The following is a 12,392-nucleotide window of genomic DNA, read 5'->3' on the forward strand; positions in this document are numbered from 1 at the left end:
CTCTCTTACGTTCGCCCGGGCTAACCATACACCTCGACGAAGTTTCTCAGGAGCTTCATAGGTTGGGTAACGGTCTGCTGCCTGGCAGATGCAAGGAGCTCCTCTGCGGAGCCCGGCGGAAAGTAGCCGGCGTGGCGGTAGATGTCGATCCGTGTGGCGAGGCCATCGGCGTCGAGTTCCGGATGGAACTGTGTGGCGTAGAGGTTCTTCCTGATCCGGAACATCTGGACCGGGCACTTGTCAGACGTTCCAAGCAGGACCGCGTGTGAGGGCAGGACCGTGCAGGCCTCCTTATGCCCAACGAAGGCCGTGAAGCGTGAGGGCAGTCCGCGCAGGAGGGGGTCGCGTTCGCCGTCGGGGGTGAGGCGGATTTCCACTCCTCCAACGTCCTCGCCATAGGTCCGGTCGACGACGGCGCCCTGGTGACGTCCCAGCGTTCCGACCCCATAGCAGGCGCCAAAGAACGGGAAGTCCGCCGCCACAATCCTGTCCAGGAGCCCGGCGAGCTCGTCCTCCACCCGCACCTGGGAAGCGCTCTTTTGTTCAGGAGGATCGCTGGAAGTGTAGGGGCTGCCGCCCACGATGATGCCCGAATAGTCCTCCAGTTCGAGCTCGGGCAAGGGTGCGGCCTCGAGCCGGATCCGTCTCAGCTGATCCGGCTCGAGGCCGCAATACCGCAGGTAGGCGCGGTATTCGTCGTCGGCGGCAGCGTCCTCAGCCCGCGAGGCCAGCAGCAGGAACGGCTTCACAGGCTAAGTGTGCCCCAGGATTAAGGCGTTGTCGTAGCTGTTGCCGTGGCAGTCGGCGCCACGGTCACGGTTTCTGTCACGGTGGCCCTGGGCGATGCCGTTGGCGAAGCGGTCACTGTGCTGGTCGAAGTACCGGTGCGGGTGGGGCTGCTGGTTGCTGTCCTCGTCGCCGTGCCGGTGGCGCCGTCGTTGGCCTTTGCCAGCACTTTGTCCACAAGCTCTTCCAGTTCGTTCCGGTCGGAATCGCCCAGGTCCGCGCCGTTCTTGGTGGCCACGACCAGGAGTCGGCCCTGAGCCGCGGAAACCTGCATCAGCATGTCATCAGTGCCCTCGCCGCGAGTGCTTACTGTTGCAAACGTCTCCTCGCCGTCGGTCCGCGCCTGCAGTTCCTCAGTGGTGACATCGTGTGTCTGGCCGGCAACCTGAACCGTGAACCTGTCGCATTGGCCTAGCTTTCCGCGCACGTCTTCAATAAGGCCGACGGCGTCAGGGCCTTCGCGTCCCGACTGCGCGGAAAGGGTCCTCGGTTCCTGGCTCTCGGAAATGGCGACGGCTACCTCACCGTTTTCGACGGTGTCGAGTAGCCCTGCAGTCGCGATCGATTTGCACTCCTCCGGGTTGACCGTGGCGGAATTCATCAAAATTCCCGCGATGCGGCTCCCCTGATCCACCTGGTCCTTTGAGTAAAGCTTGAGTTCGTTGCCGTCCCCGTCGGTCATACCCGAGACCAGCTCGCGCAGTTCGTCTTCGGTGTAGACCCTGTCCTGGGCCGCGGTGGTGGTAGTGGTACCGCCGGTGGGCGACGGGCTTTGCCCGGCCCCTCCTCCCCCCGTGCACGATGCCAAAGCCAGGGCTGTCGCGGCTGCCAAAACGACTATGGGGACATTCCTCACCAGAACCACTCCTTTGGATGGAAAGCCTGCTTATGATTAAAAGAGTAAGGTCTTTCGTGCCGCTGGCAAGGTGCGGAGGGCGGCGGTTTCCGGCGTAAGCTGGGGGCACGTCTAGAACTTCTAGCCGGAATTTAAGGCGATGAAAAACGGGCCAAAGTTTGGTTTGTCCGGGGCCTTAGGCAGGATCCTCGGATTCTTCTTTGTGAGTGTCTTGTGTGGCATTTTGGCCGCCAGCCTGGTGGTCCCCGGAGTTGCGGCCACGGGCGTCACCATGAGCAATACCATTTCTTACTTCAACAGCCTGCCCACTGAGCTGGTGGTGGACACTCCCGCGCAATCCACCAAAGTCCTGAGCGGCGACGGTAAGCCCATTGCGACGTTCTTCGCGGAGAATCGCGTCAGGGTCCCCCTTGACCAGATCTCGCAATTCGCGAAGGACGCGGTTATTGCCGTTGAGGACAACCGCTTCTATGAGCATAAAGGCGTGGACCCCCAGGGCGTCCTTCGCGCCCTTACCACCAACCTGACAGAGGGAGAGAGGCAGGGCGCATCGACGCTGACCCAGCAGTACGTCACCAACGTCCTGAACGAATCCCGCTTAACGTCCGGCAGGGAGGAGGAGATTGTCCTCAGCGGCCAGAAGACTATTGGTGACAAGCTGCGGGAAATGAAGCTCGCCTTGGAGTTGGAGAAGAGATTCACAAAGGACCAGATCCTTGAGGGCTACCTCAACATCGTCTTCTTTAACCGGGATGCCTATGGCATCGAGGCAGCGGCCAGGCACTACTTCAGTACCACCGCCAAGGAACTGACACTGCCCCAGGCGGCGCTGTTGGCAGGGATGGTGAACAGCCCCAGCTTCTATGACCCCGTCTTCAATGCGGACAACTCAATCAAACGCCGCAACCAGGTGCTGGACGACATGCTCAGCCAGGGCAAGATCACCCAGGCGGAGCATGACGCCGCCGTCGCCACCCCGATCGAGCTGAAGGTCAACCCGTCCAAGCAAGGCTGCGCCGGCGCGCAGATGGCCGTCTACTTCTGCGACTACATCTCGCACCTGATCCTCAACGATCCCCTTTACGGCTCTGATACGAGGGAACGCGAGCAAAGGTTGTATCGGGGCGGACTGACAATCACCACGACGCTGGACAGCCGGCTCCAGGAAGCAGCCCAGGCACAGGTTGACGCCTCAGCCGGGGCCAATCCCGACAGGTGGGGCGCTGCCCTGGCAACCATCCAGCCTGGTACAGGCAAGATCCTCGCCATGGCGCAGAACACTGTGTTCCTTCCCGAGCCCGGCAAGTTCGATACCCAGCTGAACTTCAACGTGGACTCCAAGGACATCCATGGGCTTGACCTCAACGGGGCCGGGGGCTTCCAGCCCGGTTCCACTATGAAGCCCTTCACGTTTGCGGCGTGGCTCAACGAGGGCAAGCCGATCAACGGCGAGGTGGATGCGTCCCGCAGGACCTATCCGCTGAATTTCCCCTGGAGGTCCAGCTGTGGCAAGGTCCTGGGCGCCTACAACACCGCGGAGATGAACACGGGGCTTGGAGCAGCCGAAGACCTGAAGAACAATGACGAGGGCTATTACCGCAAGATGCCGATCGACTACGGGCTGTACAACTCCATCAACACGGCCACGTTCGCGACTGCTGCCCAGCTGGACTTCTGTGGCATTCAGCGAATGGTGGACGCCGTCGGCCTCCACAGTGGCTTGGACAATGCGCCCGTGAACATGCACCAGTTGGGCAACATCCTGGGCGCCATCGGCGTCGCTCCCCTGGTGATGGCCAACGCCTTCGCAACCTTTGCCAATGACGGCAAGTACTGTGCGCCTATCGCCATCACCGAGGTGATCGACGCGAACGGCAGGAAGCTGCCTGCACAGACAACGTCCTGCCGCGAGGCGGTCAAGCCGAACGTCGCCCGAGGGGTAAACTCCGTGCTTCAGGATGTCCTGAAGAAAGGATCAGGCGTCTACATCGAACCGAAGACGCATGACAAGTTCCCCGTCGCTGCCAAGACCGGTACCTCCAACAACAACGGCGCAACCTGGCTGGTGGGCTACACCACAGGGCTCTCCACCGCTTCCTTCTTCGGGGATGCACTGGAGGGCCAGAAGCGCGCGGGCCAGAACGTCACCATTAATGGAAAGTTCTACAAGACCCTGGACGGCTACATGATCGCCGGTCCCCAGTGGGCAAACTACATGACGCAGGTGGCCCCGCTGTATCCCACCGCCCCGTTCCCTGGCCCGCCGCCGTCAATGCGGCAGAACCCGCCGCCGCCAACGCCGGCACCGCCGGGCAACTGAGGACGTGGAGGACAACGTAGGGGGCGGGGCACAGCCACTCTGCCGTCCGCTGGACTGGTCTTTCATCGCTGTCGAAGCTAAACGCAGCAAATTGCAGCGTCTTTATCCATTTCAGGCACAAAATGGCATGCTTTTTCTACATTAGTCACAACACCTGAGCTTCTTTGTCAATTGAAGTCAAAATCAAGCCAAGCCTGCTAGAACACGCTATGAGAACACAAGGACCTTGGTTTATCTACGACATGCGGCAAACCTATGCCGGGCCTGCAGGACGGGCATAACGGTAACTGAGCGGCATTAGCCACTTAATTTTGCAAAAACCAGAACCACAGTGGATTATCTGCTTTCATTCCTAGACAGCATCGGCCCATGGGTCTAATCTTTGGGCCATCATTGCATTCTCACTGGAGGCAAATATGCTGCGTCCTGGAATTATCATTACTGCCGCTGTAAGCACCCTGGCCCTCTCTACATTCGGAATAACATCTGTGGCCGCCCACCCCGACGGCCAGCACGGCAAGGATGAGGGGCATCTGCTCGGGGAGGGTGCATGGGGAAAGATTCAGTCCCTTGGCGTTTTGGATCTCACAGATACGCCCGACTTAATTGCAGACGTCACCGTTTCCCCGGACGGTAACACCGCATTCCTCGCCAACTGGGGCGAGCCTGACTGCGCGGGCCCCGAAACGGGCGGCATGACAAGCCCGGATGCCGGAGTCTACGTCGTCGACATCTCATCCGTTGAAAACGACACCGCCGGAGCCGGAACTTCGGCAAAGCAGGTGGGCTTCATCCCCTCCCATCAGGACACCCGCCCGGGCGAAGGTATGCAGGTCATCGAGGTCACCACACCCGGTTTTAGCGGTGACATGCTTGTTGTGAACAACGAACTTTGTGGAAAGAACGGCAAGGGCGGCGTGTCGCTGTGGGACGTTACCGACCCCCTCCAGCCCAAGAAGCTGTCCGAGAATTTCGGCGACCGGGCACCAGGCGACAGGGACGCCAATGAAATCCATAGCGCTTTCGCCTGGGACGCCGGAGACAGCGCCTATGTGGTGCTGACGGACAACGCCGAATTCCCGGACGTAGACATACTCGACATCACGAACCCGCAGCGGCCCCGCCTCGTCGCGGAGTATGACCTCAACGACTTCAATGTCAATCAGGAAGATCTTGGCCTGACCGAGTCGTTCCTCCACGACATGGTGGTCAAGGAAATCGATGGCCGCTTCATCATGCTCCTGTCCTATTGGGACGGCGGCTACGTGCTACTCGACGTCACAAATCCCGCCAATGCGCAGTTCCTGGGCGACACAGACTTTGCCGTCGCGGATCCCGAACTTCGGGAATCGCTCGGGGTCTCACTGACACCCGAAGGCAACGCCCACCAAGCGGAGTTCACCATTGACAACAAGTTCTTCATTGGAACTGACGAGGACTTCGACCCCTATAGGACTGATGCTCTTCGGATCACAAGCGGGAACTTCCAGGGTGAATATCCCTCAACCATCGTCTCAGGAGGTCACGCTCCAGCCATCCTCGAGGATCTGACACTCGATGGTCCTGTGGTCTATGGCGGCTATGGATGCCCGAACTCGGCACCCTTGCCACGCCCGGAACAGGTTGACGGATACCTCGAAACGCTCCAGCCAGGAGACGAGACCATCCTCGCCTTGCAGCGGGGACCGGTGGGTGACCCAAGCGCGACTGAGGAAGCCTGCTTTCCTGGCGAAAAGGCGCACGAGGCCGTGCTGGCTGGCTGGGACGCTGTGCTGTTCCTTCAGCGACACCTACCAGCCACCGAGGCAGATACCGCCTTCTGCGGTTCGGGTGCTTTCGTCGACGAGATCGTGGCAATCTGCACCACCCACGACGCTTTCCACAAGCTTTTCGATCTGCAGCCTTATGACCAGGCTTCCGCGACCTACCCCGAAAACCTCACCATTGGGACGGTAGGGGCACGGATCGACGTCGGATCCACATTCGACGGCTGGGGATATGTGCATCTCTTCGACCCAGGGAGCATGCAGGAGCTGGACACCTATGCCATCCCCGAAGCCCACGACCCCGGATCCGCCTTCGGCGTAGGAGACCTGAGTGTTCACGAGGTGGCGGTCGACCCGCAACAAGCTTCTCTGGCCTACCTGTCGTACTACTCAGGAGGATTACGTGCAATCCAGATCCGGTGCGCTGACCCCACAAACAAGAGCACCTGCCAACTTGAAGAGGTGGGCGGCTATCTTGACCCTGAAGGCAACGACTTCTGGGGCGTGGAGACGTTTGTCGGGGAGGACGGCATGACGTACATCCTCGGCAGCGATCGCGACAGCGGTCTCTGGATCTTCAGGAATCCGTAGGCAGAGGAGAAGCCCGGCTGCGACACGAAGAAATTATCAGGCCGAAACACGTGCGCAACCTTTGCTGTCCAAGCTGATTCCATAGGCGCAGGCGCGCCCGGAAGGTTACCGGAAGGAACGGGATCATGGCCCTCATCGAAGAGCACGTTGTCCGCAATTGCAGGGAACTTTTGGTGGGCGACGAAATTGAAGCGTGGCACCGCAACCGGCTATTCCACCGCGGACGCGTCACCAATGTACTGCCGGACATGGGCCTGTTTTGGATCAGGGACGCCCAAACAGGTGGTCGCAAACTGCTGGACCTTGGCGAACTGGATATAGTCCGTGTACCAAGCAGGGGCTAAGGGCCATAACCTGATCGGAAATTGAGCAAAATCCTCCGCGACCCTTGATGGTGCTGCGGCAAGCTCTGCCTAAGCCCTCCCCGGGCATTCCACGGGGCCCGGGTGACCGCAAAAAGGTTCAGGGAAGCAGACCAGGCCATGAAACAAACAAGAGCTTTCGAAGGTATCAAGGTTGTGTACGGGCTGGGAGCGCGGCCATGAACTCCGGACTCGCCCACCTGGCAGGCTTCGGCGGATCATTGCCTGGCCTCACCCTCCAGGCCCTCGGCCAGATCCTGGTTGTTGTCTGCCTGTGTTTTGACATGGTGCGCGCCCTCTCGGTGCCGCGCTCCCATCGCAGGTACGTTGCGGCCACAGCGTTCAGGACGCTGGCGTTGCCATCGATCCTCGCCACTGCCGTAAATGTGCTGGTCGATGCAGCATCGATGGTGTGGTCGGACGTCACCTTCGGAGTCTTCGTCATGGTCATGCTCATCTTCCGCTGGCACCATGCAAAGGACGAGGACAACTGGTGGACGGGCAAAGGCACCAAGCTTCTTAAATGGGCTCGCGGAGTACTCGGTCCGCGGCTGACCCCCGCGCCCGCCGCCGCCTGAATTCCGCCTGACGGAAACTCACCTCGCCCTCTTGCGGACGACCCCTGCTTTCCCTTCTTTCGTAAGGTAATCGTGCTTGCAAAGATTCTGCAGGATGGCTCCGAAAAAGATCCCGTTAACATCTACGAAACATGACCGTCACCAGCGCTTCATAGGCGGCCGCTTTCTGTAACTTCCCCGCAACTTAACACTCCATTGCCGGAAACACAGGTCCAGAAATATTGATCGCGGACTGGGGGCCGAGGCAAATATGCCCCGGTAAGGCAAATTTGTTGAGAAGGGACACCCAGTGGAACTCACTGCGGGAAACGTCTGGGTAATGGTTTCGGCCGCGCTCGTACTGCTCATGACTCCGGGGCTCGGCCTCTTCTATGGAGGCATGACTCGGGCAAAAGCGGCACTCAACATGGTCATGATGAGCTTCGCGTCCGCGGGAATCGTCGGCGTTGTGTGGGTTCTGTGGGGCTACTCGATGACCGGCGGTGAGGGCGTGCTCGGCCTGTTCGGCAATCCCTTCGCCAATTTCCGACTGGCGGGAGTTGCCGGCACCGACCTCATCAAGGCAGGCTATGCCGCGACCTTCGCCATCATCACCGTGGCCCTCATCAGCGGTGCCATCGCCGACCGCGCCAAATTTACGGCCTGGGCTGCCTTTGTTCCGGCCTGGGTGACCCTGGTCTACTGTCCGCTGGCGTACATGGTTTGGGGTGGCGGCCTGCTTAGCGCCGACGGGGCCCTGACCGCACTCTTCGGGCAGGTCATTGACTTCGCCGGCGGCACCGTCGTCGAAATCGCTTCCGGAACCGCCGCGCTTGTCCTGGTCCTCATCCTTGGCAACCGGCACGGCTTTGGCAAGGACCCGGCCCACCGCCCGCACAACGTACCCTTCATCATGCTCGGCGCCGGAATCCTATGGTTTGGCTGGTTCGGCTTTAACGCCGGGGCGGCGACGACGGCGGAACAGGCCGGGCTTATCTGGGTCAACACCCTCGTAACCCCCGCCGCCGCGATGCTGAGCTGGCTGGTGACTGAAAAGATCCGCCACGGGCATCCCACTTCCCTGGGAGCAGCTTCCGGTGCGGTCGCCGGCTTGGTGGCCATTACGCCGTCGTGTGCGAACATCAGTCCGCTCGCCGCCGCTGGCCTCGGCCTGGTGGCGGGTGCCGCCTGCGCTGTGTTCGTCGACCTGAAGCAGAAGTTCAACTTCGATGACTCGCTCGACGTCGTTGGCGTGCACTTAGGCGGCGGCCTCATCGGCACGCTGGCCCTTGGTTTCATTGCCTTGCCGGTGGACGGCGCAGGCGGTGGGCTTTTCTATGGCGGCGGGCTTCAGCAGCTGCTTGCCCAGACAGTGGGCGTCGTGGTGGCCGTGGTCGTATCCGGGCTCGGTACTGCCCTGATTGGCGTGGCAATCCACAAGACCATTGGTTTCCGCGTCAGTCATGAAGACGAGGTGGCGGGCGTGGACCGTTCGGAGCACGCCGAAACCGCCTACCATTTCGAGGGCATCAGCGACGGTCGGTTCACTCCACACCTTGGTGCGCACCCTGCTGTGACCGCCGTCGAACCTGCGGTAACCGCCGTCGAACCCGCGCGCGAGAAGGTACTGGCGCGCGAGAAGGAAGACAGCTTCGCGTAAGCCCTACTTCTGCTCGCCCCGCTGGCCGGTTTCGTCCACAGCATCCTCGGGTTTGCGTTCAGCATCCGGATCGCCGCTGCCAACGTAGGCAGCCGGAACCGTCCCGGCGGCATGCGTCTGCTTTTCCTCCCGGATGTTGCTGGCCTTGCCGGTCTCAGGGGTGGGCTGGTCCTGGTCGGTGGTGTCCTGATCGCCGGCACCGCGGTTGCCCGCGTCCGCAGGAGTGTGGCTGGGGTCTGTCATGGCGCTTCCCTTCCTGGCTGTGAACTTTTGGCCGTGATGGTGCCCTGATGGTTAGTGGCGACGCCTGTCCGCAACGTTCTGAAGGGGAGAGCCGAGGACCGTGAACCGGGTTGCTCCCATTTCGCCGGACAGGAGTGGCCTGGCCTCCTGGATGGCTGCCTGTACTTCAGACAGCTGCAGTGACGCCTGGTGTGCTTCGTGCGACTCCCAGAGTTCGCATATGAATACTGCGTCCGGTTCGTCGTCGTTGATGCCCACTTCATAGAGCAGGCAGCCCGCATCCCGAAGCCCAGGCGAGGGCCGGAGCAGGATGGATACCAGCGCGTCACGCTGGCCGGGCTTGGTGCCGAGGGTTCCCACATTCGCAAAGGTCATGGACCCACGCTAAACCAGCATGCGCGTCTCGCGGCGTAACTTCAGAAATAACTGTGCCGCAGATGCTGTTGGGCCGAACATGACAACAATCGGAATCATTGGTGCAGGACATATTGGAAGCCAGGTTGCACGCAAGGCAGTGCAGTTGGGCTATGACGTAGTGATCAGCAACTCCCGCGGTCCGGAGACGCTGGCGGAGCTGGTAGCGGAACTCGGTCCGAGTACCCGTGCTGCCACTCCGGCCGAGGCGGCAGCGGCGGGTGATTTCGCCGTCGTTACGGTGCCGCTCAAAGCCCTCGAGGACGTCCCCGTCCAGCCGCTTGAGGGAAAGATCGTGATCGACACGAACAACTACTACTGGGAGCGGGACGGCCACTTCCCGGCCCTTGACAAGGGTGAAGAAACTACGTCGGGACTGTTGCAGAAGCACCTGTCCACTTCGAAGGTAGCCAAGGGCTTCAACCACATCATGGCAAAGCACATCACGACGGATGGAACCCCTGCGGGCACGCCCAACCGTCGGGCACTTGCTACGGCGAGCGACTACCCGGAAGCCGCCGAGCTGGTCACGAAGCTTTACGACGAGTTCGGCTTCGACACCGTGAACATCGGGCCGCTCTCCGAGAGCTGGCGCGTGGAGCGTGACCGTCCGGCCTACGTCGCCCGCCAGAACGCGGCGGAGCTCGAAGAGAACCTGGCGAAGGCTCCGCGGACCATCTGAGGATCCCGCCTGAGGACGCAGAAATGGCCTGAGGGCACCCGGATCCGGTGGTCCTCAGGTCATTTCCTTGTCCCCCGGCCAGATCCGAGGCAGAGGGCGCACGGCCCCGCATCCGCCAACTGATCATTTCCGGTGAGTATGCGCCTGGCTCACGTCTGAGGGAACGGGAGCTTTCCGAGTTCCTGGCGGTTTCCCGCGTACCCGTCCGGGAAGCCCTGCAGCAGCTTGAGGCCGAAGGGTTCGTGGTGACTTCGCCACGGCGCGCAGCGACGGTCAAACAGATCACCCTCAAGGATGTGAACGAATTGTTCGACGTCCGGCTGATCCTGGAAATGAGCAGATCCCCCCTCAGGAATACGGCCCTGCATGCGGAGATCGTGTCCATGGGCGGCAATGCACTGCTGGAAGCCTCCATGAAGCCCCTGCTCGGCAGGATGTAGTGGCTCTTCACGCTGACACCTCAGCGGGATCCGCAGGGCCAGTGCGCCGAGCATCTGAGTATTCCTGAAAACTAGCTGTCCAAAGCCGTCACCTCATGAGACCTTTGCCTACCGTCTGGCGCTACAGGCTGGGTCCTGCCATAGGCCGCGGCCGGCTTTCTTCGCTGACTGCTCAACTTCCTGGAATGAATCACGGTATTTGTACGGTGCGTTGTGGGTGTATTCATACGCAAAGCCCTCGCTGACCAGGACTTCGTTCACTAATGTGGAGGCGTCAAGCCACACGTAGGCCAACAGCCGGTTATAGCGGTCACGACGTCCTTGGGTGTCGTCGTACTCGAGCCAGACTTCCGATGATTCCATCAGCTCGGTGGCTCGCGCCGATGCCTCCCTGCCGAAGCACTCCATGGGCGTTCGTGGATCCCGCACCTCGGGACTGTCGATCCCGATGAGTCGCACCGGCGTGGACCTCCCTTCGATTACAACCTGATCGTGTCGCCGTCGGTAACGGAACCAACATGATATGGTCCTGCTGCATCCGGCGGCCGCGTCGTGACATCCGCGGGACGTGGTGGTGCGGAACCAACCCCAGTTGTGGGGTGGGCATCCGGCGTCTCCATAACAACTGGGCTTGTAGAGCATCCTGCGACACGGGTTTGTCCAGCGGACACAGAAACAGCGCGAGGATGCGCGGATCCGGTGGTCCCCAGGCCGTACCCCTGTCCCGCTACCATTTCCGCGTCCCTGGAGTCGCGAGACTGCCCTAAGCTGGAAAGGTCCATCAGTTAGATGGATTGCGCAGCAAGGGGGAACTGTTGCATCGAAATCCTGACGGACTTCCTCTTCGTGCCAGTTGGGAGCCTGACCGGCGTCGGCAATGGCCCAGACCCGTTGCTCTGGTCCTCGGCGTTGCCCTCCTCGTCGGCCTCTACTTCACCCCTGCCCTCTTCGAGCGGTTCGTGCTGCCGGCAGCCCTGCCCTACCTGCCCAACGCGACAGTTCCTCCTCCTGGATTCGAAGCCGCCGACCGGCCTCTCGGCCAGCCGCCAGTCAGTACAGGTTCGCAAGCGTACGCGCTCCAGCCCTCCCCCGATCCCGACCAGGCCTTCGTAGCCTATGACCCCTGCCGTCCCGTCCACTACGTGGTTCGCCCGGACAACGCGCCCACGGGCAGCGATGAACTGATCCGGCAAGCCGTGGCTGAAGTCTCTGCAGCCACCGGGCTGCAGTTCGTCAACGATGGAAGCACCTCGGAAGCTCCCAGTGAGGAGCGCGAGCCCTTTCTACCGGACCTGTACGGGAAGCGCTGGGCGCCGGTCCTGATCACGTGGTCTACCCCGACGGAAGTACCGGGGCTGAAAGGGGAGGTTGTTGGTCTTGGAGGCAGCGGCTATGTCCAAATGCCTGGCCAGCCGCTCGTCCTCATCGCCGGCCAGGTGAAACTTGATGCGCCTACTTTGGCGGAAATCATGGAGTCGCCGGGAGGTCCTGCCCGTGTGCGGGCCGTGATTATGCACGAGCTGGCGCACGTAGTGGGGCTGGACCACGTCAACGATTCCAGTCAATTGATGTACGAACATGGCAATGCCATCACGGAATTTGGCGACGGCGACCGCGCAGGACTGGCGCTGCTGGGTAGCGGCGAGTGCGCTCCACGGCTGTAGGAGAAGCGTCCCAGTCTCCCGGGTCCCGAAGCTAAACACCAGTGGCACGAA

Annotated in this window: 13 protein-coding genes; 8 read left to right on the plus strand and 5 right to left on the minus strand. The window is 61.3% G+C overall.

Translation table 11 applies throughout. The annotated features are described in order from the left end of the window. Positions 1 to 20: 20 nt before the first annotated feature. Both J7E82_RS03165 and J7E82_RS03170 read right to left on the minus strand, forming a co-directional pair. Positions 21 to 749 carry a glutamine amidotransferase gene (locus J7E82_RS03165; protein ID WP_214860292.1) on the minus strand — a complete coding sequence of 243 codons (729 nt, stop codon included), beginning with the start codon at positions 747 to 749 and terminating at the stop codon, positions 21 to 23. A 20-nt stretch (positions 750 to 769) separates the two neighbouring features. Continuing rightward, positions 770 to 1,642, minus strand: a complete 873-nt coding sequence (locus J7E82_RS03170) for a hypothetical protein (RefSeq protein ID WP_214860294.1) — start codon at positions 1,640 to 1,642, stop codon at positions 770 to 772. 139 nt (positions 1,643 to 1,781) lie between these two features. On the opposite strand from J7E82_RS03170, the gene J7E82_RS03175 reads away from it, so the two are divergent. From J7E82_RS03175 to J7E82_RS03195, 5 genes are all read left to right on the plus strand, one after another. After that, positions 1,782 to 3,962: a transglycosylase domain-containing protein gene (locus tag J7E82_RS03175; RefSeq protein WP_214860296.1), complete on the plus strand. Its 2,181-nt coding sequence runs from the start codon at positions 1,782 to 1,784 to the stop codon at positions 3,960 to 3,962. A 416-nt stretch (positions 3,963 to 4,378) separates the two neighbouring features. Next, complete coding sequence (locus tag J7E82_RS03180) at positions 4,379 to 6,319, plus strand: hypothetical protein (protein ID WP_214860298.1); 1,941 nt, start codon at positions 4,379 to 4,381, stop codon at positions 6,317 to 6,319. A gap of 125 nt (positions 6,320 to 6,444) precedes the next feature. Then, positions 6,445 to 6,663, plus strand: coding sequence for a hypothetical protein (locus J7E82_RS03185; protein WP_214860300.1), 219 nt, complete (start codon positions 6,445 to 6,447; stop codon positions 6,661 to 6,663). Positions 6,664 to 6,860: 197 nt separating this feature from the next. Continuing rightward, a complete protein-coding gene (locus tag J7E82_RS03190; RefSeq protein WP_214860302.1) occupies positions 6,861 to 7,259 on the plus strand; it encodes a hypothetical protein in 399 nt (132 codons plus the stop codon). 289 nt (positions 7,260 to 7,548) lie between these two features. Further along, the gene (locus J7E82_RS03195; protein WP_214860310.1) at positions 7,549 to 8,898 is read left to right on the plus strand and encodes an ammonium transporter; all 1,350 of its coding nucleotides are present in this window, start codon (positions 7,549 to 7,551) and stop codon (positions 8,896 to 8,898) included. A 3-nt stretch (positions 8,899 to 8,901) separates the two neighbouring features. Here J7E82_RS03195 and J7E82_RS03200 read toward each other — a convergent pair whose 3' ends face one another. Together J7E82_RS03200 and J7E82_RS03205 are read right to left on the minus strand one after the other, a co-directional pair. Next, positions 8,902 to 9,141, minus strand: coding sequence for a hypothetical protein (locus tag J7E82_RS03200; protein WP_214860311.1), 240 nt, complete (start codon positions 9,139 to 9,141; stop codon positions 8,902 to 8,904). A gap of 51 nt (positions 9,142 to 9,192) precedes the next feature. Then, complete coding sequence (locus J7E82_RS03205; RefSeq protein ID WP_214860313.1) at positions 9,193 to 9,516, minus strand: putative quinol monooxygenase; 324 nt, start codon at positions 9,514 to 9,516, stop codon at positions 9,193 to 9,195. 19 nt (positions 9,517 to 9,535) lie between these two features. Here J7E82_RS03205 and J7E82_RS03210 point away from each other — a divergent pair, with 19 nt between their 5' ends. Both J7E82_RS03210 and J7E82_RS03215 read left to right on the plus strand, forming a co-directional pair. Next, complete coding sequence (locus tag J7E82_RS03210) at positions 9,536 to 10,237, plus strand: NADPH-dependent F420 reductase (protein ID WP_374223580.1); 702 nt, start codon at positions 9,536 to 9,538, stop codon at positions 10,235 to 10,237. Positions 10,238 to 10,284: 47 nt separating this feature from the next. Beyond that, the gene (locus tag J7E82_RS03215; protein WP_214860317.1) at positions 10,285 to 10,677 is read left to right on the plus strand and encodes a GntR family transcriptional regulator; all 393 of its coding nucleotides are present in this window, start codon (positions 10,285 to 10,287) and stop codon (positions 10,675 to 10,677) included. Between the two features lie 108 nt (positions 10,678 to 10,785). On the opposite strand, the gene J7E82_RS20960 is transcribed toward J7E82_RS03215, so the two are convergent. After that, positions 10,786 to 11,136 carry a thermonuclease family protein gene (locus tag J7E82_RS20960; protein WP_214860319.1) on the minus strand — a complete coding sequence of 117 codons (351 nt, stop codon included), beginning with the start codon at positions 11,134 to 11,136 and terminating at the stop codon, positions 10,786 to 10,788. Between the two features lie 356 nt (positions 11,137 to 11,492). On the opposite strand from J7E82_RS20960, the gene J7E82_RS03225 reads away from it, so the two are divergent. Next, positions 11,493 to 12,341 (plus strand): matrixin family metalloprotease, encoded by an 849-nt coding sequence (locus tag J7E82_RS03225; RefSeq protein WP_214860321.1) that lies wholly within the window; start codon positions 11,493 to 11,495, stop codon positions 12,339 to 12,341. Positions 12,342 to 12,392: the final 51 nt, after the last annotated feature.

This window comes from Arthrobacter sp. ISL-30 (assembly GCF_018613855.1).
In the GTDB taxonomy this organism is placed as follows: Bacteria; Actinomycetota; Actinomycetes; order Actinomycetales; family Micrococcaceae; genus Arthrobacter.

Excerpts from the sequence above, each read along its gene's own strand:
- J7E82_RS03175 (WP_214860296.1), top strand. The coding sequence starts at position 1,782 with ATGAAAAACGGGCCAAAGTTTGGTTTGTCCGGGGCCTTAGGCAGGATC.
- J7E82_RS03180 (WP_214860298.1), top strand. The coding sequence starts at position 4,379 with ATGCTGCGTCCTGGAATTATCATTACTGCCGCTGTAAGCACCCTGGCC.
- J7E82_RS03185 (WP_214860300.1), top strand. The coding sequence starts at position 6,445 with ATGGCCCTCATCGAAGAGCACGTTGTCCGCAATTGCAGGGAACTTTTG.
- J7E82_RS03190 (WP_214860302.1), top strand. The coding sequence starts at position 6,861 with ATGAACTCCGGACTCGCCCACCTGGCAGGCTTCGGCGGATCATTGCCT.
- J7E82_RS03200 (WP_214860311.1), bottom strand. The coding sequence starts at position 9,141 with ATGACAGACCCCAGCCACACTCCTGCGGACGCGGGCAACCGCGGTGCC.
- J7E82_RS03205 (WP_214860313.1), bottom strand. The coding sequence starts at position 9,516 with ATGACCTTTGCGAATGTGGGAACCCTCGGCACCAAGCCCGGCCAGCGT.
- J7E82_RS03210 (WP_374223580.1), top strand. The coding sequence starts at position 9,536 with ATGCGCGTCTCGCGGCGTAACTTCAGAAATAACTGTGCCGCAGATGCT.